General features: G+C 67.7%; 18 protein-coding genes. 12 read left to right on the top strand and 6 right to left on the bottom strand.

What is annotated here, in order from left to right; all coding sequences use genetic code 11:
* Positions 1–483: 483 nt before the first annotated feature.
* Together GobsT_RS22270 and GobsT_RS22265 are read right to left on the bottom strand one after the other, a co-directional pair.
* Complete coding sequence (locus GobsT_RS22270; RefSeq protein ID WP_010044089.1) at positions 484–3,768, bottom strand: efflux RND transporter permease subunit; 3,285 nt, start codon at positions 3,766–3,768, stop codon at positions 484–486.
* 137 nt (positions 3,769–3,905) lie between these two features.
* On the bottom strand, positions 3,906–5,330 hold the full coding sequence (locus GobsT_RS22265; protein WP_010044087.1) for a dienelactone hydrolase family protein: 1,425 nt from the start codon (positions 5,328–5,330) through the stop codon (positions 3,906–3,908).
* A 92-nt stretch (positions 5,331–5,422) separates the two neighbouring features.
* On the opposite strand from GobsT_RS22265, the gene GobsT_RS22260 reads away from it, so the two are divergent.
* On the top strand, positions 5,423–6,565 hold the full coding sequence (locus GobsT_RS22260; protein WP_010044084.1) for a hypothetical protein: 1,143 nt from the start codon (positions 5,423–5,425) through the stop codon (positions 6,563–6,565).
* A gap of 95 nt (positions 6,566–6,660) precedes the next feature.
* On the opposite strand, the gene GobsT_RS22255 is transcribed toward GobsT_RS22260, so the two are convergent.
* Complete coding sequence (locus tag GobsT_RS22255) at positions 6,661–7,050, bottom strand: FHA domain-containing protein (RefSeq protein ID WP_010044082.1); 390 nt, start codon at positions 7,048–7,050, stop codon at positions 6,661–6,663.
* Between the two features lie 114 nt (positions 7,051–7,164).
* On the opposite strand from GobsT_RS22255, the gene thrC reads away from it, so the two are divergent.
* From thrC to GobsT_RS22220, 7 genes are all read left to right on the top strand, one after another.
* A complete protein-coding gene (gene thrC, locus GobsT_RS22250; RefSeq protein WP_010044080.1) occupies positions 7,165–8,559 on the top strand; it encodes a threonine synthase in 1,395 nt (464 codons plus the stop codon).
* A gap of 52 nt (positions 8,560–8,611) precedes the next feature.
* Entirely contained in the window at positions 8,612–9,292 is a 681-nt protein-coding gene (locus GobsT_RS22245; protein ID WP_010044078.1) for a DUF1559 family PulG-like putative transporter, read from the top strand.
* A 56-nt stretch (positions 9,293–9,348) separates the two neighbouring features.
* Positions 9,349–10,140: a 4-hydroxy-tetrahydrodipicolinate reductase gene (gene dapB / locus GobsT_RS22240; protein ID WP_010044075.1), complete on the top strand. Its 792-nt coding sequence runs from the start codon at positions 9,349–9,351 to the stop codon at positions 10,138–10,140.
* Between the two features lie 71 nt (positions 10,141–10,211).
* Positions 10,212–11,111, top strand: coding sequence for a hypothetical protein (locus GobsT_RS22235; RefSeq protein WP_010044073.1), 900 nt, complete (start codon positions 10,212–10,214; stop codon positions 11,109–11,111).
* Positions 11,112–11,699: 588 nt separating this feature from the next.
* On the top strand, positions 11,700–13,835 hold the full coding sequence (locus tag GobsT_RS22230) for a hybrid sensor histidine kinase/response regulator (RefSeq protein ID WP_010044071.1): 2,136 nt from the start codon (positions 11,700–11,702) through the stop codon (positions 13,833–13,835).
* Positions 13,836–13,886: 51 nt separating this feature from the next.
* A complete protein-coding gene (locus GobsT_RS22225) occupies positions 13,887–16,928 on the top strand; it encodes a PAS domain S-box protein (protein ID WP_010044069.1) in 3,042 nt (1,013 codons plus the stop codon).
* Between the two features lie 356 nt (positions 16,929–17,284).
* Entirely contained in the window at positions 17,285–17,716 is a 432-nt protein-coding gene (locus GobsT_RS22220) for a hypothetical protein (RefSeq protein ID WP_010044067.1), read from the top strand.
* A 185-nt stretch (positions 17,717–17,901) separates the two neighbouring features.
* Here GobsT_RS22220 and GobsT_RS40570 read toward each other — a convergent pair whose 3' ends face one another.
* On the bottom strand, positions 17,902–19,524 hold the full coding sequence (locus tag GobsT_RS40570; RefSeq protein ID WP_010044063.1) for a hypothetical protein: 1,623 nt from the start codon (positions 19,522–19,524) through the stop codon (positions 17,902–17,904).
* Between the two features lie 191 nt (positions 19,525–19,715).
* Between GobsT_RS40570 and argH the strand changes: the two genes are divergently transcribed.
* Positions 19,716–21,074: an argininosuccinate lyase gene (argH, locus tag GobsT_RS22210; RefSeq protein ID WP_010048418.1), complete on the top strand. Its 1,359-nt coding sequence runs from the start codon at positions 19,716–19,718 to the stop codon at positions 21,072–21,074.
* Positions 21,075–21,078: 4 nt separating this feature from the next.
* Here argH and GobsT_RS22205 read toward each other — a convergent pair whose 3' ends face one another.
* Entirely contained in the window at positions 21,079–21,768 is a 690-nt protein-coding gene (locus GobsT_RS22205; protein WP_071529346.1) for an OB-fold protein, read from the bottom strand.
* Between the two features lie 286 nt (positions 21,769–22,054).
* Between GobsT_RS22205 and GobsT_RS22200 the strand changes: the two genes are divergently transcribed.
* On the top strand, positions 22,055–22,384 hold the full coding sequence (locus tag GobsT_RS22200; protein WP_010048416.1) for a DUF3817 domain-containing protein: 330 nt from the start codon (positions 22,055–22,057) through the stop codon (positions 22,382–22,384).
* 52 nt (positions 22,385–22,436) lie between these two features.
* Positions 22,437–22,976: a hypothetical protein gene (locus GobsT_RS22195; RefSeq protein WP_010048414.1), complete on the top strand. Its 540-nt coding sequence runs from the start codon at positions 22,437–22,439 to the stop codon at positions 22,974–22,976.
* A 42-nt stretch (positions 22,977–23,018) separates the two neighbouring features.
* On the opposite strand, the gene GobsT_RS22190 is transcribed toward GobsT_RS22195, so the two are convergent.
* Positions 23,019–23,858, bottom strand: a complete 840-nt coding sequence (locus GobsT_RS22190) for a phosphodiester glycosidase family protein (protein ID WP_010048411.1) — start codon at positions 23,856–23,858, stop codon at positions 23,019–23,021.
* Between the two features lie 116 nt (positions 23,859–23,974).
* Here GobsT_RS22190 and lysA point away from each other — a divergent pair, with 116 nt between their 5' ends.
* Positions 23,975–25,288 carry a diaminopimelate decarboxylase gene (gene lysA, locus GobsT_RS22185; protein ID WP_010048410.1) on the top strand — a complete coding sequence of 438 codons (1,314 nt, stop codon included), beginning with the start codon at positions 23,975–23,977 and terminating at the stop codon, positions 25,286–25,288.
* The last annotated feature ends 53 nt before the right edge of the window (positions 25,289–25,341 follow it).

The raw sequence follows: 25,341 nt of genomic DNA, 5'->3' as shown, positions 1-25,341 counted from the left end.
CTTTACCAGGGACCGCGGACGTCCCGTCCGCTGGTTGGCGCCGAGTGTCGAGTTGCGGCTGTCCGCCAAGCGTTCTCACACTCGGAGCAGCGGACGGGACGTCCGCGGTCCCAGGGAAAACACCGTCGCCCGTGTGGGTGTAACGGGGGTTACACCCACACGCGCGACGGCGAGTGGCGGGGCAGTGTTGGCGTAGCAGCGGCATCCGACTGGGGGCAAGGCGGGACGTTCGCGGGCTTGCGGCTACCGATTCGCTACCCATCCGCGGGCGTGCTGCTACCACCGAGTCCGGCCTGCAAAACCCGAATAACGCTTTCAAACGAACGGAGGGTGGCTCCAATGCAGATCGGCGAAAGTGATGTAACGTCTTGTTGTGAAAGCGATTGCGGCAATTGCGATCCGGCGCATCGCGATACCCGTTCGGACCCGAACGGGTGTCGGCTGCTCGCACCAAGGGCGTGCGAGTGGCCAGAAGTGCGGCGATCACTCGTCGAACAGTTGCACCTTGTTCTCGTCGTACCGGCCGCTGTTCGGGTCGTCCGGGTCCATCGACGCGCCCACGACTCCGGCCTTCCGCTGCGCGACCGCGAACACCGCCGGCAGCAACAGCAGGGTGGCGAGGGTCGATGCGGTGAGGCCGCCGACCACCGCACGACCCAGCGGCGCGGTCTGGTCGCCGCCGGCGGCCGCACCGATCGCCATTGGCAGCATCCCCGCGATCATCGCGCAGCTCGTCATCAGGATCGGCCGCAGCCGCGCCCGCCCGCCCTCGACCGCGGCGCGGACCGCGCCGCCGTGGGCCGTTCGCGCCCGCTCGGCGAACGTGACGAGCAGGATCGCGTTGGCCACGGACACGCCCAGCGCCATGATCGCGCCCATGAAGGACTGGAGGTTCAGCGTCGTGTTCGTGACCCACAGCGTGAGCCCCACTCCGCACAGAGTCGCGGGGACCGCGGCCACCGAGACCAGCGCCAGCTTCACCGACTGGAAGTAGGCGGTGAGCAGAAGCGCGATCGTCAGCACCGCCAGCAGCAGCCCGCGGCCGAGGCTGGTTTGCACCACGGTGAGCGTGTTCAACTGCCCGCGGATGTCCACTTGCACCCCGCGCGGCGGGGCGCCGACTTCCGCGATGGCCCGCTGAACCACCTTGCGCACCCTGCCCAGGTCTTGCGTGGACACGTTGGCGGTGATGCTCGCGGCGCGGCGCATGTTGTACCGGTAGACCTCTTCGGCGCTGGTAACGTGTGTCAGCCCGCCGCTCGGGGCCAGCACGTCGTGGAGGTAGATCGTGCCGTTCGTGCCGGTGTGATCGCTGGCGTTGTCGGCCGTGTGGCGCCGGCCGACGGGGGTGCTGCCCAGCGCGTCGGCGGTGCCGATCTGCGGCGGCGGGATCTGGACCTGGACGATGTACGCCTGCCCGTTCACCGGGTCGCGCCAGTAGATGGGCTGGATGTAGCGGCTCGACGCGGTCGCCGGAATCAGCGACAACCCGATGTCGCGGGCGGTGAGCATCATCGTGCCGGCCCGGGCGCGGTCGATGTTCAGGTTGATGGTCGGGTAGTCCTGGGCGGGGTTCAGTTGCACGTCGCGCAACTCCGGGATCGCCGCCAGCTTCTCGCGCAACCGGCCCGCGAAGGTCAGGTTGGTCGCCATGTTGCTGCCGCTCACCTGCACCTCCACGGGTGTGGGCGAACCGAAACTCATCACGTCGCTCACGAGGTCGCCGGGCTCGAACGACAACCGCACCCCGGGCAGTCGGGTGTCGATGTCCGCTTGCGCGAGGCCGTCCTCTTTCCACCGCGTTGTGAGCCACGCCTTCAGCCCGGCGTCGAGCTTCGTTCGGAGCCGCTCTTTCTGCCCTTCCAACTGCCCGGACGCACCCTCTTTCAGTGCGACCTTCAGCAGGCACTCGCCGGGGCCGCTGGTCCACTGGTGGACCGCCTGGATCGGGTAGTTGGTCGGGAACATCCCGACGTAGCCGACGGTGGCCTCCACGTTCTCGGGGCCGACCTCTTCCTTGATGAGCCGGGTGGCTTCCTGGGCCAGCTCTTCCGTGCGCTCGATGCGCGTGCCGGTGGGGGCCTTCAGCCGGAGCAGGAACTGGCCCTTGTCGGTGGGCGGGAAGATCGCGGTTCCGAGGTTGAAGTAGAGCAGGGCGACCAGCGCCAGCGCCGCGAGCAGGTAGAGCGGCACGGTGGCGTACCGGAGGTGAACGAGGCGGGCCACGACCGCTTCGTAGCCGTCGAGCACCCGGGCGAACAGCCCGCCCTTGGCTTCCGTGTGCGCCGGCGTGTGCTTCAGCAGCCACACCGACATGACGGGCACGAACGTGCTCGACAGGAGGTACGACGCGATCATGGCGTACCCGACCGCCAGCGACAGCGGAACGAACAGTTCCCGGGCCGCCCCTTCCATGAAGAACGACGGGATGAACACGGCGAGGATGCACAGCATGGCCAGCAGCCGCGGCACGGCCGTTTCGAGGTTCCCCTGGCGCACTGCGCGGGCCACGCTGTCGTACCGGAGCAGTTGCGTGTGGATGTTCTCCACCTCTACCGTCGCCTCGTCGACGAGGATGCCGACCGCCAGCGCCAGCCCGCCGAGCGTCATGAGGTTCAGCGACTGCCCGCTGGCCCACAGGGCGAACCCGGCGGCACACAGCGCGATGGGGATGTTGAGCACCACCACCACTACCGAGCGCCAGTCGCGGAGGAAGAGGAGCACCATGAGGCCCGTCAGGGCGGCGCCGATCAGCCCCTCCGTACCGACCCCCCACATGGACTCCACGACGATCGGCGACTGGTCGAAGGCGAACTCGATGCCCACGTCCTCGGGCACCGACTCGCGCATCCGCGGGAGTGCCGCCTTCAGCTCGTCCACGACCGCTACGGTCGAGGCGTCGGCCCGCTTGGTGATGAGCATGTACACCGACCGCCGGCCGTTCACGAGCGCGTACCCCGACGTGAGGTCGGAGGCGTCTTCGAGCGTGGCCACGTCCCGCAGCAGCACCGGGTGCGCGCCGAGCTTGACCGGGACCGCGCCGAGTTCCTGCACGGGGTTCCCGCCGGCCATCACGTTGGACGTGACGAGCACCTGGCGGTCGCCGGCCTTGAGCGTGCCCGACGGGGTGACCGGGTTGCCGGCGGCGATGGCGTCGGTCACCTGCCACAGCGTGAGGCCCTGCTTCGCGACCGCGTCGGGGTTCACGTTCACGACGACGGCCCGCTGGTTCCCGCCGAACGCGGGCGGGCTCGACACCCCCGGCACGCTCGCGAACTGGGGGCGCACGCGGAGCGTGGCGATGTCCTGGATGTCCTTGATCGATTTTGTGTCGCTCGAGACGACGAGGTACCCGACGGGCGCGGTCCCGGTGTCGGTGCGGGTCACGAACGGGGGCACGGTGCCGGGCGGCATCATGAACCGCGCCCGGTTGACCGCGGCCACCACCTCGGCCGTCGCCTGGGCCATGTCGGTGCCCGGGTGGAAGTGGACCTTGATGAGGGCCATGCCGAAGATGTTGCGGCTCTCGAGGTGCTTCACCCCGTTCACGTAGAGGAAGTGGAACTCGTAGTAGTTGGTCAGCAGCCCTTCCATCTGGGCCGGCGACATGCCGCCGTAGGGCTGGCAGATGTAGATGACCGGCTGGTTGAGCGGCGGGAACACGTCCGCGTTCATGCGCACGGCCGCGAGCGCGCTGCCGATGAGAACCGCGACCACCCCGACCATGACGGTGACGGGGTTCCGCAGAGCGAAGACGATGGGGTTCATGCGGCCCATTATGCGGGAAGTGAGAGCGGGCCGCCACAACCGCCGCCGGACGGCCCGCGCCGGCGAACCGGCCGGGGCCGCTGGTCGCGACCGGGGGCCGGGGCGGTGCGGTCACCGTATCGGATTGCGGGGGCCGACTACTTCGCGCGCTCGTCGAACAGCGCGAACACGTCCGGGAGCGCCGCGCGGACAATCACCATGTGCTCGACACCCGCGTACTCCTTGTACGTCACGTGCTTCGCCCCGCCGTCCGTGAGCGCCTTGCGCAGCCCGCGCGCGGCCGGGAGCGCGAAATCGTTGTTACCGACGCCGACGAACGTGGGCTGTTCGGCGAACGGTTTGGCGTCCTTCACGGTCCCGCCCCCGCCAAGGGCCGCGACCGCGGCGAACCGCCCCGGGTGCTTCTGAACCAGTTCCACCGTTTGAGAGGCGCCCATTGAATGACCGACGACGAACACACGCTTCGTGTCCAGTGGGTACCGCGTTGCGAGCTGGTCCAAAATCTTCGCAACGGGCGGCGCGCCGGCGAAGGCCGTTCCGCTGCGCGGGGCGACCAGCACCCAGCCCCGGTCGCGGCACTCGGTGACGACGCGCCCGGCGCCGTACCCCTCGAAGAACAGGTTCTCGGACCCGCCCGCCCCGTGCAGCGCGAACACGACCGGCACGGGCTTGTGCGGCGTCAGCCCGCGCGGCACGAACACACGGCAGGGGGCCGCTTTCTTTTCCCCCAGTGGGACCGACAGCCAGAACTCGCCGGCCTTCGCGGGGGTGAAGAACGGTTCCCCGTTCAACATGGTTTCGGCGTTCTTGAGCAGGTCGGCGATCGGGAGGTCCGTCTCCGGCATCGCCCCGCTGGCGACGCTCGTGAGCTGCTCGGCGCGGTCGCGCACGGTCGCTTGCTCGATGGTACCGAGCGACTTCCACGCGCCGGCGGCCTTCTTGAGCGCCGCGAGGCGCGGGGGCGCGCTCGCCACCTGCGAAACGCCGACCGCGGAGCGGCGAAGCTCTTTACCGCTTTCGACCATGAAATAGAGCTTGCGATCCAACCCCTCGAACTCGCCCAGGGCGGGGAGCGGCACCTTGACCGTGTACGGGAACTTGTCGGGCCTGGCGGTTACGAGTTGCTTGTCCGTGAACCAGAGCTGCACTTCCAGGTTCTTGGGCCGCTCGCCCTTCAGCGCGTACAGCGGGGCGATCGTTACGGTCAGCTCTTTCGCCGTTCCGTCGAGTACGCGCGATTCCGGAACGGCGTACAGGCTCCACGCCCACAGTTGCGCGTTTGAGGGCTCGTCGTCGGTCGTCAGGGCGAAGGTCGCGAGGTCGAGCGAACGCCCGGCTTCGCCGAACTGGATCGCGAAGAACTGCTGGGTGAGCTTCGACAGGTGCCCGAGCGCCCGGGCACGGGCCGCGGTGCCGTCCCGCTTCTCCCATTCCCGCTCGAACCGTTTCACCCGCTGGCCGAGTTCGTATCGCTGGGCGAGTAACGCGTTCGGCTCGGGTTGAGCCGCGACGGGCGTCGCGAGAGCAATGGCCGCCGTGAGCGTCGTGACGACCCGCACCATTTTGGCCCCTTCGAGAAGTCGGGTTGAATCGCGGTCAGTGAAAAAGTTACAACTTGTGGTACGCGAGGATCGCCACCGGAAAGGACTCCACCATGAAGCGTCAACTGTGCGTGACCGTCTTCTTTGCGCTGGTGCTGGTGCCCGATTGGGTATCAGCGTGCTGGCCGCCCGCCGGTGGCTCCTATTATGCGCCCGCGTACGTGTATTACCAGCCAGCGCCGGTCTACTACGCGCCGCCCGTTTACTGCCAGCCGGTGTACGTGCAGCCGTGCGCGCCTGTTACCGTGGCACCGTCCTCGTCACCGGGCCTTCAGCCGCCCAAAGTGGAGCGATCGAAGCCGGTCACGCCCGGCGATGCGCCGAAGGCGGCTGCGCCCACTCGCCCGCCGCTGATCGAGCCGGTGCGCCCAGCCGCGAACACCGAACCCACGAAGCCGACGGGCGCCGAACCCGCGCCGCCGCTGGTCCCGCGGTCGGACCTCGACAAGAAGACCGAATGGGGGGCGCCGAAGCCGCCTGCTCTCGAGCCAAAGGGGGGGGCGAAGATCGAGTTCCCACCGCTGCCGGACACGAAGACGCCGGCGTCGGAGCCGAAACTACCACCGCTGGTTCTCCCGGGGGAGAAGACGGAACCGAAGTTGCCCGTTCTGGAACTTCCGAAGGACGGCGGCACGAAACCGCCTGTGATTGAACTGCCGAAAGAGCCCGAGCCGAAGCTCCCGACCCTGGAACTGCCGAAGGAGGGCGGAGCGAAGCTTCCGGCCCTGGAGCTTCCGAAAGGGGACTCGCCCATCAAGTTGCCGGACGTGCCGGGGGCGGCGGCGGTTCCGGTGCCCGCTCCGGCCCCGGACGCGCTGATCCCGCCGCCCGGCGTGAGCGTGCCGCGCAACCCCGATGCGCTGCCCCCGCTCACGCTCCCGCCGGACACGCCGATCTCGCCCGACACCAAGCCCACCCAGGTGAAATCGAGCCCGCTGAGCGGTGCCTTGAAGGTGAGCGTGTTCCCCGCGACCGGGACCGCTGGGGCGAACGGGTTGCGCAAGGTCGGGTTCTACAACCACACCGATCGTGACCTCGCGCTGACCATCGAAGGGCAGGCGGTGAAGCTCCCGGCGAAGACGTACCTGCACGCCCAATTGCCGCGAACGTTCACCTGGAAGCACAGCGACCAACCGGTCACCAAGGAAACGGTCCCGACCGATGCGAGCGGGTTGGACGTGGTGTTCCGGCCGTAATCGCAAACGACGCGAGTACGGGCGTGAAGCCGTGCTCGCGTCGTTCGGTTGATAGCGGCGACGCCGTTTTAGAATTCCTCTCGCTCCGTGCCGGCTCACACCGGCTCGTCTTCGCCGGTACTTTTGTCGTCGCCGGCCGGGCCTTCCGCTGGGGCGATGTTCTTGTAGCTCTCCACTTTCGGGTGCTCATCGGATTGGCCGAGCATGTCGCCACACACCTGGTATTTGAAGTTGCCGATTTGTAACTCGTCGCCGGGTTTCAACTTCCCTTCTGCCACACGCTCGCCGTTGATACGCACCCCGTTGGTGCTCCCCAGGTCGCGGATCACGAGGTAGTCGTTCACCTGCGCGAGCACGCAGTGGCGCCGCGACACCTTCTTGGAGTTGAGTTGCACGTCGCACTCCTCGTGCCGGCCGAACAGCAGGATCGGTTTGTCCATCAGGATGCTCGGGCCGTCGGCGAGTGAGAGCAGGTGCGCGGGCATGGCTCGCTCCGGGTGGGGGCATACCACTTATACCACGCGGCCCGCCCGCGTGAAGCTCCGGAAAACCGCGCGGCGGATCCCGTGAGGGGGTGGGGACCTGCTAAAACAGACTGCATGGCAGATCTCCTCTTCCAGCGCTGCATCAACCCGGCGTGCGGCGGCACCGCCGACTGGGCCGACACCGCGTTCCGCTGCCCGCGTTGCGGGGGCCTCCTTGATGTCGCTTACGACTGGAACCGGCTCCCGGTTCCGTCGAGCCTGAAGCACTTCGAGAGTAAATGGGCCAGCCGCTCCAACCCGCTCGACTTTTCGGGCGTGTGGCGGTTCCGTGAACTGCTCCCGTTCGCCCCGGACGACAAAATTGTCACCATCGGCGAAGGTCAGACGCTGTGCCAGCGCGCCGACGCGGTGGCCGCGTACTGCGGGATGAGCCCCGGCCGGCTGTTCCTCCAGTACGAGGGCATGAACCCGTCCGGCAGTTTTAAAGACAACGGGATGAGCGCCGCGTTCACCCACGCTCGCATGACCGGTGCCACCCGCGCCGCGTGCGCCAGTACCGGGAACACGTCGGCAAGCTTGGCCGCCTACTGCGCCGCCACGCAACTGATGCGCGGCATCATTTTCATCGGCAGCGGGAAGATCAGTTACGGGAAGCTGTCGCAGGCGCTCGAACACGGCGCGCTCACGGTCCAGATCCAGGGCGACTTCGACGACGCGCTGCGCCGGGTACAAGAGGTGAGCCGGCAGCTCGGCATTTATCTGGTCAACAGCGTCAACCCGTTCCGGCTCGAGGGGCAGAAGACGATCATGTTCCGGGTGCTGGAGGCGCTCCGGTGGGAGGTCCCGGACTGGGTGGTCGTCCCCGGCGGGAACCTCGGGAACGTGTCGGCCTTCGCAAAAGCGTTCTTCGAGCTGCGCGAACTGGGGCTGATCGCGCGCCTGCCACGGCTCGCCGTTATCAACGCCGAGGGCGCCCACACCGCCTACCAACTCCACGAGCGACTCGGGCTGCGCTGGAACGGCGGGGCGTTCGATGCGGCCGGCGTTAGCGGGTATTACGGTGAACTCGATGCGACGAACCGGAAGCCCGACACGCTCGCCAGCGCGATCGAGATCAACCGTCCGGTGAACCTGCCGAAGGCGCTCCGGGCTCTGGATTGCTGCAACGGCGTCGTGCGGGCGGTCCCCGACGCGCAGATCTTGGACGCGAAAGCGAAGGTCGGGGCCGGCGGCCTCGGGTGCGAGCCCGCGAGCGGTGCGAGCGTCGCCGGCCTCCGTCACCTCGTCGCCGAAGGCGTGATCGAACGCGACGCGAGCGTCGTCTGTATCCTGACCGGCCACGTCCTGAAGGACTCGGACGAGACTGTCGCGTACCACAGTGCCGACCCCGCCACGTTTGAGGCGAAGCTCGGCAAGCGGGGCGTGAAATCGGTGTCGTTCGCAAACCGGGCCGTCCAGGTGCCGAACGACCTGGGGGCCATTGTGGCGGCCATCCAGTCCCAGTGCTGACCGCTCCGGTCCGCCCGCGCGGTGCCCGGTCGGGTGGCGTTCCGGAGGCGTCATGCGGCGCGGATTATCGCTCCTCGAAACCCTTGTCGTGCTCACGATCCTCGGGGTGCTCTTCGCTCTGCTGTTGCCCGCCGTGCAACGGGGCCGGGCCGCCGCCAACGGCGCCGTCTGTAAGAACAACTTGCGGCAGATCGGCCTCGGCCTCCACATGTACCACGACGCCCACAAGACGCTGCCGTTCGCACGCGCCTGTCCCGCCCCGTGGCAGGGCGGCAAAGACCCGCTGTGCCGCGCGTGCGACCCGGCGAACACCTTCACCGGGCCGAACGAAACCTGGTGGTGCCCCTACGACAACCGCCCCGGGGCCACGGTTACCAGCGCGCTGCCGGGGTACACGCCCGCCGGGGCCGTGACGCCGTTCGTTGAAAACTCGGTGCGCGTGTTCCGCTGTCCCGACGCGGTCGACGCCGGTGCCGACAGCCCGACGCGGGGCGGCGCGTTCCAGATCGGCTACGCGATCAACCCCGACGTGGGGGGCAAGAAATTGAGCGCGGTCGGCGGGAGCGTGCTCGTTTTCGAGCACGACGATCTTCCGGCCTGTCGCAGCGCTACCGATCACTTTACCGGTTGGGCCGCGGACGCCGCTCAGCGGGCCGCCCGGCACGCCCCGGTGCGCCACCTCGGCCGGGCGAACAGCGTGTCCTACGACGGCAGCGTGCCCCACGGCCCGTGAGCCGATATGTTGGAAAGCGAACCGACACGGAACGACGACAGATCGCCGAGGCACACATGAAAGTTCATATCGCGGTTAACGGGGCGTGCGGGCGGATGGGGCAGCGGCTGGTGGCGCTGGCCAAAGAGGACCCGGACCTGGTGCTGGTCGCGGCCGTGGACGCCGCCACGAATCCGGCGCAAGGTAAAGACTCCGGCGAAGTGGCGGGCATCGGTCCGAACGGCGTGCCGATCCGCTACGACCTGCCCCTCGGCACCCGCGTCGATACGCTGATCGACTTCTCCGCGCCCTCGGGCACCATGGCCGTGCTGCCGGTGTGCGTGGACCGGCAGATCCCGATCGTGGTCGCCACCACCGGCCACACCGACGCGCAAAAGGCGGAGATCGAGGCCGCGGCGCATATGACCGCCGTACTGTACGCGCCCAACATGAGCCTGGTTGTGAACCTGCTGTTCAAGTTGGTCCGGCTCACCTCCGAGGCGCTCAAGGGTAAGGGGTTCGACGCGGAGATCATCGAGCGGCACCACCGGTTCAAGAAGGACTCGCCGAGCGGCACGGCGGTGCGGTTCGGCGAGATCATCCGGGAAGTGCAGGGGGGGCAGTTCGTCCACGGCCGCGAGGGCATTGTGGGCGAGCGCAAGGCCGAGGAGATCGGCATCCACGCGGTGCGCGGCGGCGACAACGTGGGCGAGCATACGATCGTCTTCACCACCATCGGCGAGACGCTGGAACTGGTCCACAAGGGGCACAACCGCGACAGCTACGCGCGCGGGGCGCTGCTGGCCGCGAAGCACATGGCGAACCGCCCGGCCGGGCGGTACACCATGAACGACGTACTCGGGCTGTGAGCGGCCGGCGCGGCCGGCCGCGTTGAGCTATACTCGGGTTCGACGCCGTGTCTTCTGACGGAGACTCATCTGTGCTGTACCGCGCTTTGTTCGGCCTCGCCTTGTGCTGTGCTCTGGCCGTCGGCCTGTCCACTCCGCACCCGGCGGACGCGCAGGACAAGGACGCGATTGTGAAAGGGGCGAAAGCCGTCGCCGTCGCGAACCTGAAGAAGGCCAACATCGACAAGCCGACGGTGGTCGAAACCGCCAACTATCTGGTCGCCGGTGCGCTCCCGCCGGAGAAGGCAAAGGCCCTTGGCGAGGCGCTGGAAAAGGCGACCGCCGTGGCCCGCAAGGCGCTGAAGTTCGACGACAAGGAAGCGCCCTGGAAAGGGAAACTGACAGTTTACTTCATGCCCGACAGCGCCGAGTACAAGGCGCTCATGCGGCGGGCGTTTCAGGTGGCGCCCGAGGGCATCCATTCGGACTTGCGGGCCGATCCGCCGTTCCTCGTGGACCCCGCCGAGGCGCCTGCAAAGACTACGGACGCCGAACTGTACTTCAACACCGCGGCCCGGATCGCCGGCGAGCACCTGAAGGGGAAGGGGACCGGCACCCAGAACGTGCCGGACTGGCTCCGCGACGGGTTCGGTCGGGTCACGGCGATGCGCGCCGAGGGCACCACGGCGCGGCGGTACACCGCGTACCGGACACAGGCCCGCGCCGCGATTGCCAAGGGCGCGAAGCTGGACGACGTGTGGGGGGAGGCGAAGTCCGCCGCCAACGACGTGCTCGGGCAGTCGCTGGCCGAGTACCTCACCTTCGGGCCGGGAGCGGCCAAGTTCCCGATGATCCTCAGCGGCCTGATGCCAAGCGAGAACAACGACGCCCCGACCTTCCCGCAGGCTCTGGAAGCCGCCGGATTGCGGGAGAAGGACAAGGGGTTCGCGCCGCTCGAGGCGGCGTGGCGCAAGTGGGCCGCCGGGAAGTAGGCGACGATTCGCGAAGTGGTGCGGGCGGGAACAGACGCTCTTGGAGCGGTCCCGTTGGAGACTGCCGGGTACGTATCACCAATGTAAGGCCGACAGGCGCAACGGGCGAAGTCGTGCGGGTTCGTCCGAGGTGGTTCGGGTGTAACGCAGGCACCAAAGCGGTAGCGCAGGCCCTCACTCGGTACACGTGATCATTGCAAATACGGCAATCGGTTCGGCAAGTTATGCGGGCGAGTAAGCGATTGCCGCCGCTCGCACGAGCCGGAACAGCCGCGCCCCCCCCCCCGATGATGATGACACCGCATTTTGGAGCAAATGCAGGCTGCTGCGTTCGATGCGGAACCACTTCTTGGTGAGGCTCACTGTAATCGAGCCGTTACAGATTCGCAAAATAAGTATGTGTTGGCCACACGCGACGTGACAGCCGCGTCGCGCACCGCCCTAGAACTTCTCTCGCGCCCACAATCATCCCGCACCCGCTCATCCGGCACGGACGTTTTGCGGGGTTTGCCCGACACGCCCGCCCTTACTTCGCCTCTAAGGTTCCGGATGCACCAGGCGGAAAAGGCAAGTTGATTGGATGAGCGTATGGTATTCGCATTGGCGATCGCGGCGGGAGCAGCTTTCGCTCTCGGTGGGCTGTTGGTCGTTTTCGTTCGGCGCGTCGCCCGAGAGCGGGATCAGACGGCCGCGCTGTTGCGACAGGCGACCGACACGCTCGAGTCGCGGGTCCGGATTCGCACGGCCGGTTTGGCCGCCGACGCCGACGGGCTCCGGCACGAACTCGCCGAGCGGACCCGCGCCGAGGACGAACTGCGGGCGAACGAGGAGCGGTTCCGTGCCCTGGTCAGCACGTCCGTCGCGATCGTGTGGCGCGCAGACCCGGTCGGGGAATTTGAAACCGAGCAGCCGGAGTGGAGCGCGTTCACGGGCCAACCGTTCGGCGAGCACCGGGGGCACGGGTGGCTGCGTGTTGTGCACCCGGAAGACCAGGAGCCGTACCGCGGCGCCTGGGCGGCGGCGCGGTCCGAGCGGCGTGAGTTCGAAACGGAGCACCGGCTCTGGCACGCGAGCGGCGAATACCGCCGAATGGTCGTCCGTGGGGTGCCGATTCTGGACGCGGACGGAACGGTGCGCGAGTGGGTCGGCACGCACACCGAAGTGGCGCACGAGGGGGCCGCGGGCGCCGACGAACGCACCCGTCTGGCGTTCCAACTCGAACTCCTGCCGCTCGCCTACCTGCTGAGCGACGAGGCCAACCGGTACACCTACTGGAACAGCGCCGCCGAGCGAGTGTTCGGGTTCGCCCGGGCCGAGGTGCTCGGCAAGCGCCCGTTCGAGGTGGTCGTTCCGGCGCGTGCGCGGGGCGCCGCCGAGAGCACGTTCGCCCGGCTCGCGACCGGGGACCGCGACGCGCACGAGGTGGCCGAGAACGTCACCAAGAGCGGGCGCGAGATCCTGTGCGAGTGGCACCACGCGCCGCTCGTTGACGCCGCGGGCACGTTTCAGGGGGTCCTGTCACTCGCACAGGACGTGACGGCCGCGCGCCGCCACGAGGACCAGTTCCGCCAGACGCAGAAGATGGACGCGATCTGCCAGCTCGCGGGCGGGGTGGCGCACGACTTCAACAACCTGCTCACCATCATCAACGGCTACACCCGGCAGCTCATCGCCGTGTGTCCGGAGGGCACCCCCGCCGGTGACGCGCTCGGGGAGGTCCGCGCCGCGAGCGCCCGCGCCACCGACCTGACGCGGCAGCTCCTCGCGTTCGGCCGCTTGCAGGTGCTGCGCCCCCAGGTGCTCAACGTGAACGGGCTGGTGACCGAGGCTCAGAAGGTGCTTACCAAATTGGTCGGCGGCGACGTGCGCCTGGTGCTCGCCTTGGGCACCAACCTCGGCCTCGTTTCGGCCGACCCGGACCAGATCGAGCAGGCGCTCGCGACCCTGTGCGTGTACGCCCGCGAGGCGATGCCGCAGGGCGGCCGCCTCACGCTCACGACGGACGCGGTGGACCTCCACGACGGCGGGCCGGCGCCCGGCGATTTGGCCCCCGGCCGGTACGTCCGGTTGATGGTCGCCGACACCGGGTACGGCATGACGGTCGACGTGAAGGGGCAGATCTTCGAGCCGTTCTTTTCGACCCAGGGGGTCGGCAAGGGGGCCGGGCTCGGGCTGGCGTCCGTGTACGGCATCGTCAAACAGTCGGGCGGGCACATCGTGGTGGACAGCACGATCGGGGTGGGCACCACGTTCACGATGTACTTGCCGGCCGCGGCGAAGCCGGTCCCGGTCGTGCCGAAGGCGGCGGCCACGCCCCGCCCGCGCGGTGGTGAAACGGTGCTGCTGGTCGAGGACGAGCGCCCGGTGCGCGTGCTCGCGGCGCTCACCCTGCGCGGCGCCGGGTACAAGGTGGCGGAAGCGGGCAGCGGCGAGGAGGCGCTCGAACTCTACAAGACCCGCGGCCCCATCCACCTCCTGCTGACCGACGTGGTCATGTCGGGGATGAGCGGGCGGGAGCTGGCCGACGCGCTCCGCGAGCAGGACCCGGGCCTGCGGCTCCTGTACATGAGCGGGTACACCGACGACCCGCGGGTGCGCCACGGGATCGAGTCGGCCGACGCCGAGTTCCTTCAGAAGCCGTTCGAGGTGGACGATCTGCTGACGAAGGTGCGGCAGGTGCTCAGCGCGAACGAACCGGCGGCGCTCGCCGGCTCGCGGGCCTGACGACGCACGGAGCACCGGGCCGGCACCCGGCCGAACGCAGGGAACCCACTGATGATTGCGCCTCCCACACTCGCCCACGTCGGCGCCCCGAGCGCCACGGTGCTGATCGTCGAGGACGACGCCGGCCTCGCCGAACTGGAGCAGGTCCGCCTCGAAGACGCCGGGTACAGGGTCCTGGTCGCGGCCACCGCGGCCGGCGCGCTGGCCGCGCTCGCGACCACCGAGGTGGACCTGATCCTCCTCGATTACCGCCTGCCCGACGACACCGACGGGCTGGACTTCTACGTGCAGGTGAAAGCCGCCGGGTACGACGTCCCGGTCATCCTGGTGACCGGGTTCAGCAGCGAGGCGACCGTGATCCGGGCGCTGCGCCTCGGGGTCCGGGATTTCGTCACCAAGTCGATCGAGTACCTGGACTACCTCCCGGACGCCGTCGAACGGGCGCTCGGGCAGGTGCGCACCGAGTGTCAGCTCGCGTCCCTCATCGCGGCCGCCCACGACGCGATCATCGGCGCCGGGCCGGACCGGCGGGTCACGCTGTTCAACCCGGCCGCCGAGCGGATGTTCCGGTGCCCCGCGGCCGGCGCCCTGGGGCGCCCGGTCGGCGACTTCATTCCCGGCACGCCGTCCGCCGGTGACGGTGACGCCGCGCCGGCACAAGCGTTCCCCGCACGGGGAATCCGCCAGGGCGGGGACGAGTTCCCGGCAGAGGTTTCGGTGTCGCTCGGATCGACGGGCGGGCGGCGGTTTTACACGCTCATCGTTCGGGACGTGACCGAACGGGAGCGTATGGCGTCGGAACTGCGGCGGACCGGCGAGTTGCTCGGGGCCGTGGTCGAGGGCACGACGGACGCGATCTTCGTCAAGGATCGTGCCGGCCGATACCTGCTCGCGAACTCGGCCGCCGCGGCGGTCATGGGCCGCCCCGCCGCCGAGGTGCTGGGGCGGTCCGACGCCGACTTGTTCGACCCGGTCAGCGCCCGGGTCATCCGGAGCAACGACCTTGAGGTGATCGAAACGGGTCGGGTGGTGACGGACGAGGAGGCGCTCACCACGGGCGGCCAGCTCCGGACGTTTTCGGTCACCAAGGCCCCGCACCGTAACGCCGACGGGGCCGTCGTCGGGGTGCTCGGGATCTCGCGGGACGTGACCGAGCGGAACCGGCTTGCGGGCGAGCGCGACGCCCTGCTGGCCCGGCTCCGGCTCCAGATCGAGCGCATGCCGCTGGGCTACATCCTGTTCGGCGCCGACGCGCGCGTCGTCGAGTGGAACCCGGCGGCCGAGCGCATTTTCGGCCACCCCCGGAGCGCGGCCCTCGGGATGAGCGGGTTCGATCTCATGCCGGCCTCGTCCCAACACGAGGCCGGGGTACTGTTCGAGCGGATCCGAAGCGGGGACATGTCGGCCCACTCCGTTAACGAGAACCTCACCCGGGACGGGCGGGTCATCGTCTGCGAGTGGCACAACACCCCGCTCTTCGGCGACGACGGCCGGTTCACCGGGTTCCTGTGCCTGACCCAAGATGTGACCGCCCGGCGCGCGGCCGAGGAGGCGCTGCGCGTGCGGGACCGCGCCATCCAGGCCGTGACGCAGGGCATCCTGATCTCCGACGCCGAGCACCCGGACCACCCCGTCGTGTTCGCCAGCCCGGGGTTCGAGCGGCTGACGGGGTACACCGCCGCGGAGGTGATGGGGCGGAACTGGCACCTGCTGCAGGGGCGGGACACGAGCGCGGAGGCGGTCGCGCAGGTCCGCGCGGCGGTGCGCGCCGGCGTGCCGTGTGCCGTGGAGCTGTTGAACTACAAGAAGGACGGCTCCCCCTTCTGGAGCGAGCTGTCGATCTCCCCGGTGCGGGACGCGACGGGCCGGCTGACGCACTTCATCGGGGTGCACACGGACGTGACCCGGCGACGCAACCTGGAGGACCAGTTCCGCCAGGCTCAAAAGATGGACGCGCTGGGGCGGCTGGCGGGCGGGGTGGCGCACGACTTCAACAACTTGCTGACGGTCATCAACGGCTACAGCACCTTGCTCCTTAACGAGGTGGGGCCGAAGAGCCCGCTGCGAGAGCACATTGAGGAGATCCGGCACGCCGGAAAGCGGTCGGCCGACCTCACCCGCCAGTTGCTCGCGTTCAGCCGGCAGCAGGTACTCGCCCCGCAGGTGCTGGACCTTAGTACGGTGACGCGCGGCACCGAGAAGTTGCTCCGCCAGTTGCTCGGCGCCGACATCCGGTTGCGGGTGAGCGCCGGGGCTCGGGTGTGGCCGGTCCGCGCCGACCCGGGGCAGATCGAACAGGTGCTCATGAACCTGGCGGTCAACGCCCGGGACGCGATGCCGACCGGGGGCGCCCTAACCGTCGAGATCGGGAACGCGGAGCTGGACGAGGGGTACGCCCGGGAGCACAGGGGGGCGCGGCCCGGGCCGCACGTGCGGCTGAGTGTGTCCGACACCGGCACGGGGATGTCGCAGGATGTGCTGTCGCGGATCTTCGAACCGTTCTTCACAACGAAGGCCGCGGGACACGGGACCGGGCTCGGGTTGTCCACTGTGTACGGGATCGTCGAGCAGAGCGCCGGGCACCTGGCCGTGACGAGTGCGCCCGGGGCCGGAACCCGGTTCGACATCTACTTTCCCCGCGCGGCCGAGCCGGCCGCGCCCGGGCCGGTAACGGTTCCGACCGTGTCGCCCGCGGGCGGCGCGGAAACGGTTCTGGTGGTGGAAGACGATGCGCGCGTCCGGGCCTTCGCTCGCCTCACCCTGACCGCCCGCGGGTACAAGGTCCTTGAAGCGTCGGACGGGGCCGAGGCGCTGGCGGTGGCGGCCGCGCACCCGGGGCCGATCCACCTGCTGCTCACGGATGTGGTCCTGCCAGGGGCCAGCGGCCGGGTCGTCGCCGAGCAACTCCGGGCCGGACGGCCCGGGCTCGAAGTGCTGTTTATGAGCGGCTACACCGACGGTTCGCTGCTCAAGTACGGCGTCCGGTGCGACACCGAGCACTTCCTGCCCAAGCCGTTTTTGTCCGAATCGCTGGCCGCCAAGGTGCGTGAGGCGCTCGACCACTCGCAACACCTTCGGTCCCGAACCGGGTAGCTTCGAGCTGGCCGACGAGTCGTGAGCGCATGAGGGCTGACGCTACCCCCGAAGGTCGAAGATGGGTGTGTTCTTCTCGGCCCGGATTTCGACCGACTTGAGTGGCGTGGCGGGCGGGTTATTGAGGGGAAACCGGGGGGAGCTGGACAAGAGCCGCGCCGTGGACCTGTCGGTGCGGCCCACCATCTTCTGCGGTGTGCGTTCGATTGGTACGAGTTTTCCGTTTATGACGGCTGCGCCGCATTCTCCTCACAACGATCCTGGTTCAGGGCGCTGGTCCCGGCACCACGCCGCCGCTATGTAGCCCATCTCGGATTTTCGCCCGCACATATCACCCGATCTGAAAGGCCGTTCCCATGAGCGAATGGCGGGCCAGCTTGGCGGCTGCGGCCGGGCGTGCCGGTGAGGTCGAGTCGGTCGAGCGGGCGCGGTCCGATGACATCCTCAAAGCGGAAGCCACGCTCTGGTTGACGGGAACGGTCGCGCCGGCCTTGGAGCAGGTCGCCGTGGAGTTGCGTGCGCTCGGGCGCCGGGTGGAAATTACGGCCGGCCCGGGCGCCATCGGGTTCGTGGTGCGCGCGTCCCGGGAGCGGTCCGAGTTGGATCTGAAGTTCCGGTTCCGCTCCGGTCCGACCGGCGTTCACGTGCTCGCCCGCGAGCTGGTCCGTGACGGTCACAACGTGTTCGTTCACGAGTGGCCGCTCCAGGCGCCTGTCAGTGAGGTCACCAGCGAGCACGTGATCGAGTTCGTGGTCACGCGGTACCGGGCGTCGGTGGCGGGCGAATAGCGTGTTGTGCGACGGTTTCGTGGCTACTTGACCCACTGCGGTGCGATCGCAGGCGGACCGCCTCAAGTGATCGAAAGGCCGCGACGGCCCCGACTCGCTTCGGCGGCCGCCGCGTGTGCCGTCATCGGTCCGGTCCCGCATTTCATTCGCTCCCCGGTGCGGCGCCGGAGAGCGAATGAGAAACATCATTTCCCTTTGAGCGCGTCGAGCCCCGCGCCGAAGCGGACCGCCTTGCCCTTGAGTTTGAACTTTACCTTCAGTTGCTCGCCGCCCTCAATGCTGAAGGTCGCCGTGTCTTTACCGGCCGGGTTGCCGCCGAACGCGTCCTTCAGCAACGCCTTCAGTTCGTCGGGCTTGGCGTCCGGCTGTGCGAGCGGGGCCAGCTTCGCCACCGCCGCGTCCACCGACGCCACCGCGACCGGTACCGGCTGCGCCTTCAGGCCCTTCTTGATCAGCTCGCCCTCCGGTTCGATGCTGATCGCGAGCGCGGTGTCCGAGGTGGCCAGCCAGAACACCTTCGTGCCGAAGATCTTCTCGAAATTCTCGTCCGCCTGCTGCAGTTCGATCCGGTGGAGGTTGAACGCGCCGACCTTCTCGACGTCGAGCTTGATCTCGACGAACGCGCCGATGAGGTCGCCGTAGTCGCCCACGAACTTCTTGACGAACTTCTCGAACTCCTTACCGTCCTTCGCGGCCAGCGCGGTGATGAGATGCACGTGGCCCTTCGCGTTCGGGCCGACCAGCGACGCGGCCACGTCCAGCTCGCCGGACTTGATCGTCGGGCCGACGGCCGCGATCAGCGACTTCAGCACCGCCTGCTGGTCGTCCGGCGCCTTCTTGAGCGCCTCGGCGAACAGCTCGTCCACGGCCGCGGAGAACTCCTTTTTGATGCCGTCGGTCATGGCGAGTTTCAGGTTGCCCTTCGCGGCCGGGTTGGCGGTCGCGACGATGCCCGCCGGCAGGCTCGTTTTGCTGCCCAGCGCGGAGAAGTTCCGGGCGGTCGTCGTCCCGCTCTTCGCGCTGAAGGTCACCTCCGCGTTCAGGTCGTCGGACTTCGGATCGGCGAAGAGCTTGATGGTCAGGTCCTTGCCGTCGTCCAGCGTGCCCTTGGTGCCCGCCAGGATGGCGTCGAACACGAGGCCCTTGAGCTTCTTTTCCGCCGGGCTCTCGTTCCCCTCGTTCTTCTTGCGCTCCTGGTTCACGCCCAGCTCGAACTGCCCGAACGCGAAGGCCCGCAGGTCCGCGGGGATGCGGTCGACGTGAACGATCAGGGACGCGATCGCCCCGTCGTCGTTCGCGAAGTAGGTCGCGGGCTTGACGAGCGCCTTGGCGTCGAGGTCCTTCACCTTCTGCGACACGTACACGTAGCCGTTGGCGAACCGCAGGTGCGCCTCGCCCGCCAGCGGCACGGGCACCTTCTTGGTGCCCTCGTCGCCCTTCTCCACGGTCACGCCCAGGTGCTTCTCGAGCGCTTTGAGGAACTGCTCCTCGTCGGCGACCGGCACCATGACGACGAACGGGCTGTTGGCCACCTCTTTTTCGAGCAGCGCGTACGCCCCGAACGGCTGTTTCGGGTCGATGCCCTCGATACCCTTCTTGTCGGCACTGAGCGCCTTGAGGAACTCGCGCACCCGAGCGGCGGCGTCCTCCTTGCCCGCCAGGGCCGCGACGTACTCGAACTTGTCCACCAGGTCGTTGACGGAGCGGAGCCGCACCTCGATCGTCGGCTCAAGGGGCTTGGGCTGCGCGTTCGCAAGGCCGGTGGAGGCGAGGGCCACGGCGAGCGCGGCGAGCCAGCGGAATCGCATATTCGTGAACTCCGGAGGGACTGGGCGTCACTCACTGTACTCGGCGGGGCGGAGGAAAGTGTCAGGCCGGCGGAGAAATCCTAAAACCACACCCTAGAGGCGGGGCAAGGCTTTGCGCAGTCCCGCCGTGTCACGCGAGCGGTGGGGCTGCGCAAAGCCTTGCCCCACCCGACGAGCGGCAAGCAACGAACATGAGTCAGAAGACCTGGGGCGGGCGGTTCAGCGGCGGCACCGACTCGCGCGTGGAAGCGTTCACGGAATCGATCAGCTTCGACAAGCGGCTGTACCGGCACGACATCCAGGGGAGCCAGGCGCACGCCCGGATGCTCGCCGAGGTGGGCATGCTCACGGCGCAAGAGGCCGAGCAGATCGTTCGCGCCCTCGACGACATCGGGGCCGACATCGACGCCGGCAAGATGGAGTACAAGATCTCCCTTGAGGACATCCACACCCACATCGAGCGCGCGCTGATCGCGAGGCTCGGCGACACCGGCCGCAAGCTGCACACGGGCCGCAGCCGCAACGACCAGGTGGTGACGGACCTCAAGCTTTGGACCCGCGACGCGATCGACGAGCTGGATTCCCTCCTCGCCGACCTCCAGCGCTCGTTCGTGGAGTCGGCGGAGCGCGAGCGGGGGTTGATCCTGCCCGGGTACACGCACCTGCAGCGCGCGCAGCCGGTGCTCGCGGCGCACTACTTCCTGGCCTACGCCGAGAAGTTCCAGCGCGACCGCGAGCGGCTCGCCGACTGCCGCAAGCGGGTGAACGTGCTGCCGCTCGGGGCCGCGGCGCTCGCGGGCACCTCGCTGCCCATCGACCGCGAGTCGGTGCGGGCCAAGCTCGCGTTCGATTCGGTCGCGCGGAACAGCCTCGACGTGTCCAGCGACCGTGACTTCGCGCTGGAGTTCGTGTTCTGCCTGTCGCTCGTCGCCGCGCACCTGAGCGGCTGGGCGGAAGAGTGGGTGATCTGGAGCACCACCGAGTTCAACTTCCTCGACTTGCCCGACGCGTTCTGCACGGGGTCGAGCATCATGCCGCACAAGAAGAACCCGGACGTGCTGGAACTGACCCGCGGAAAGGCCGGCCGCGTGATCGGCGCGCTGCAACAGCTCTTCCTGCTGGTGAAGGGGTTGCCGCTGGCGTACAACCGCGACCTTCAGGAAGACAAAACCGCCCTTTTCGACGCCTTCGACACCGTTCAGGGGTGCTTGGCGGTGGCCGCCCCGCTCGTGAGCCAGACGAAGCTGCGGCGCGAGGTCATTGCCGCCCGCATCGAAGACGGGTTCCTCGACGCCACGACGTTGATGGAAGCGCTCATCGCCCGCGGCGTGCCGATGCGCTCGGCCCACGAGGTGGTCGGTAACCTGGTGCGGGAGTGCGAGCAGCGCAAGTGCCGCCTCGCCGATCTCCCGGCCGAACTGTTCCCCGCGCCCGAGGTCAAGGCCGCGCTGGGCGTGGCGAACAGCCTGGCGGCGTTCCGCAGCTACGGCTCGACCGCCCCGGCCGAGGTCGAACGGCAGTTGGGCGAGTGGAAAGAGCGGCTTAAGTGATGGTTCACATGTGGACGAAGAGGAACACGCTTTCGCCCTCGTCCACTAGCCACAATGACGCAACAACCGTAACGTCTTTCCCGATGGCGGGAACCGGGCATTCATCTACATAGGCCGGTTGGATTCGACAGCGAATACGGATCCGGCCGTTGCCTTTGAGACCGAACTCGTTGGCTTGGCCCTTGGGGTCTGGCCCGGAATCAACCGCCCCCCGCAGAATGATGGTTCGATCCCGGCATTTTTCCTTCATCCCCTTGGGATCAGCCGTAAACTGTTGTGCAAACTCCTCTGATGTCATTCGTACCGCCGTGTCAGGTCCGGTTGTGAGAAGTTCTCCCTCGACGAGGCCCGACGAGAGCGGTGTCTTTTTCCAGGTGCAGCGTATAGAAACCTCTTGTTCACAAGCGATTTTACCAATTACGCTTCTTCCCTTCATCACGACGCTTAGGCCGATGCTTGATCCGGACTTTTGGTCCTGAGTTTCTCGCAATCCAACAAGGGCATTGTCGACATTTCGCAATCCGAGGAAAATGATTTTGCCGCTCACCTCAATGACCGCGCCAGAGTATTTAGCTTGTGCCGCGGCCTCGTTCTGTTTGAATTCTGCAGCAAGGTCTTCAGATTTGACCTTGTAGATCGGGGACGGCGCGGGCGCTCCCTTATCGTCTCCCGGTTTGTCACTAGTGGGGGGCACAACTGGCTGTTATCCGCATCCACTGAGGCCCGAGAGAATGCCGACAATAGCAAGGAGGCGAAGTACGAGCATAGACCATCCCCAATGAGTGTTTGTGCACCGGGACGATCTTATGGACGGGGAATCAGCCGACACTTCGGCGAGTACAGATCGGTAATTGTGCGAGTGAGTTGGTGCGCAACGGCTGCTACGGCCTGGCGCACGGCTAACACGGCGTCTGCCTCACAGATCATCCGGGCCATAAAATAGCTGAGTCCCGCACCGCTTCATTGTTGAGGAAAGCACAGTGCTGCACACTCCGGTTGGCCGCGTTCGCGCGGCCGGTCTCGTGGAAGGCGTTTCCGCGCTGGTCCTGTTCTTCATCGCGATGCCGCTGAAGTACCTCTCCGGGATGCCCGAACTCGGCAAGGAAGTCGTTTACTGGGTCGGCGCGGTCCACGGCGCGCTGTTCATCGGGTACGCGCTCGTCACGTTCGTCGCGTGGGGGCAGGGGGCCGTTACCGCGAAGCTGGTGGGCTGCGCCGCCGTCGCTTCGATTGTTCCGTTCGGGCCGTTCGTCGTTGATGGTATGCTGAGGCGACACGAGGAGCGAACACGCGCCGCGACCGCGGACTGACGGTGGCGCTCGCTGGGCGGATGAACGGACCGCTTCGCTGCCAGAGGGGCGCATGATTCGGTACGACGAACAGCGTGATCGGCTGGTGGTGTCACCCGGTGACCGCTTCGCACGCACACGGGCAGCACGCGCCGGCTGCGTCGTCGTCGTGCTCCTCGCCGGCATGATCGCCTTGGGGTTGGTCAAGTATCAAGGCGAGGATTGGGGCAGGCGCCTCGGCATCGGTCCCGGCTGGCAGCTCGCCTTCGGCATTACGCTGCACGCCCTGTTTAAGTGCCTCAGGGTACTCGTCACAGGGGACACGCACTTCAGGATCGAGGTTAGCAAGACGACCGTCGTTGTTCGTATTTACGCAACGGTTTACAGGATTCCCATTTCGCACATCACCTCGACGTGCGTCATCGAATTCCGCGACGGTTACTTCGTTGGATTGGGCTGTTCAGACCGCCGCGACCCGGTCCCGCTGGACCCGGTCCTGTTCGAAAGCGCGGAGGAGGCTCGCCAACTGCTCGGCCATCTGGACGCCGTGCGTAACGCGCACGTGCCCCCCGTGGAGCCGCCATCGCCCGGCCCGAATGAAAACCCGGGTTGAACCTCCGCCGGTGCGGCCTCTCACTTCACATCGCCGCAACAACTACTTCTGTGGTAACGGTTTGGCGAACACCCCCAGGTGACTGGCCGATACCCGCTCGGTCCCGGACTTGTTCGCGTGGATCGGCCGGTTGATCAGCTTCGGCGCGCCGTCCGCACCCGCGACCACCAGCGTCGTCGTGCCGCCGCCGTCGAGGTTGATGCCCTCGGCGCACCCCAGTGCCTTCAGCCACTCACCGACCTCTGCCGTGGTGGCGCCGTCGCTGAAATCCTTCTGCCGGCCGTCGATGACAAGCAGCACCAGCGTTTTCCCGTCGGCCGAAACGCCCGCCGCGGTGCGCGGGTGGATCGACTTGTCGCCGGTTAGCACCTCACCGCCCTTCAGCACGATGTGGAACCCGCCGACCGCGTTCTCGATCCCTTCTAGGTCGAACGGCGGGGCCGCGATCCGGGCGCGGTTGTCCTTCGCGAGCAGCAGCGCGGGGTATCCGGGCTGAGCCGGCGAGACGAGCTTCCCGCCGCTCACCTGAACGCCGACGACGTCCTGCTCCTTCTCCTCATCCTTGTGGATCGGGCCGAACGGCGCCGCGTTGATCGCCAGTTGCAACTTGTGGCGCTTCAGAAACGTGCTCGTCTTCAGCCCGTCGGTCTCGCCGGGTCGGTCGCCGTTGCCCGGGGTGGCGAGGAACCCGATGCCCGCCGCCTTCAGATCGATCCGGACCGCGTGCCCCTTCATGAGGCGCGGCGTGTCGCCGATCAGGTCGGTGAGTTCCACCCCGCTGAAGAGCGGTTTCCAGACGGGCGGGGCTTTGAACGGGCCGTCGGCAGCGGGGAGCAGGCCGGCCGTTCCGGTTGCCAGCACCACGAACAGAACAGAACGCATCACGTAGCCTCGGCGGATCGGGACGCGGCGGGGCGGAGCGGTTATGATACCTCTCCCATTCCGTTCAACGCGAACGGGTTAACGAAACTCACACACCCTTCACGGGCCGCCGGTTCATGGACCACTTCGACTACCGCGACCGCACCCTGTTCTGCGAAGACGTCCCCGTTCCCGAACTCGCGGAGAAGTACGGCACCCCGCTGTACGTCTACTCCGAGGCCGCGCTGGTCGCGAACCTCAACGAGGTGCAGACCGCGTTCCGGGACGCCAACCCCGTCATCTGTTACAGTGTGAAGGCGAACGGCAACCTGTCGATTTGCCGCCTGATGGGGCAACACGGGTCCGGCTTCGACGTCACCTCGCAGGGCGAGTTCCAGCGCGCCCTGAAGGCCGGCCCGGCGGCCGCGAAGGTCGTGTTCGCCGGCGTCGGCAAAACCGACTCCGAGATCGAGTTCGCGCTGAAGAACGGCGTGTTCCTGTTCGACGTCGAGAGCGAGCAAGAACTCCACGCGATCGGCGCCGTGGCCCAGAAACTCGGCGTCAAGGCTGATGTCGCGCTGCGCGTCAACCCGGACCTGCCGCCGAAGACGCACGTCAAAACCGACACCAGCGTCAAGGGCGTGAAGTTCGGCCTCGACATCGAAACCATCGTGGACGTCGCGAAGGGGGTCGTCGGACACCCGGGGCTGTCCGTCGTCGGGCTGCACATGCACCTGGGCTCGCCCATCCTGAAGGCCGACCCGTACCGGATGGGGGCCGAAAAGGGGCTGGGGCTCATCAAGCAGTTCCGGGCACAGGGGCACGACATCAAGTACCTGAACATGGGCGGCGGGTTCGGGATCAACTACCGGAAGGACGAGGCGAAGCCGGCCAGCGCGTTCGCGGACGTCATCCTCCCGGTCGTCAAGGAGAGCGGCTGCCAGCTCATCCTCGAACCCGGGCGGTTCATCGTCGGGAACGCCGCGGTCCTGCTCAGCCGCGTCGTGTTCACGAAGTCCACCGGCGGCAAGCACTACGTGATCCAGGACGCCGCGATGAACGACCTCATCCGGCCCACCCTGTACGGCTCGTTCCACCGGATCTGGCCGGTCGCGCCCGCCGCCGGCGTGCCGGTGACGCCCGACGTGAACGGGGACCCGGACGACCCGCAGCCGTTCCGCGAGATGCCGAACTGCTTCAAGCAGGACGTGGTCGGCCCCGTCTGCGAGAGCGGCGACTACCTCGCCAAGGACCGCCCGCTGCCGGGCCTGACCCGCGGGGACCTGCTCGCGGTGTTCTCCGCCGGCGCCTACGGGATGACGATGTCGTCCAACTACAACTCCCGGTGCCGGGCGGCGGAGGTGCTCGTCTCAGGCCGCACGCATCGATTAATCCGCCGCCGCGAGACCTTTGCCGACCTCGTCGCGTGCGAAGAGGATTGCTTAACCTGATCGGCGCTTTCAGAATCACATCTAACAAGCTCGGTTGGTCGCGGCCGTGCCAG

The sequence above is a fragment of the Gemmata obscuriglobus genome (genome assembly GCF_008065095.1).
GTDB classification, from domain to species: Bacteria; Planctomycetota; Planctomycetia; order Gemmatales; family Gemmataceae; genus Gemmata; species Gemmata obscuriglobus.
This window is presented reverse-complemented; position numbering and strand designations above follow the sequence as displayed.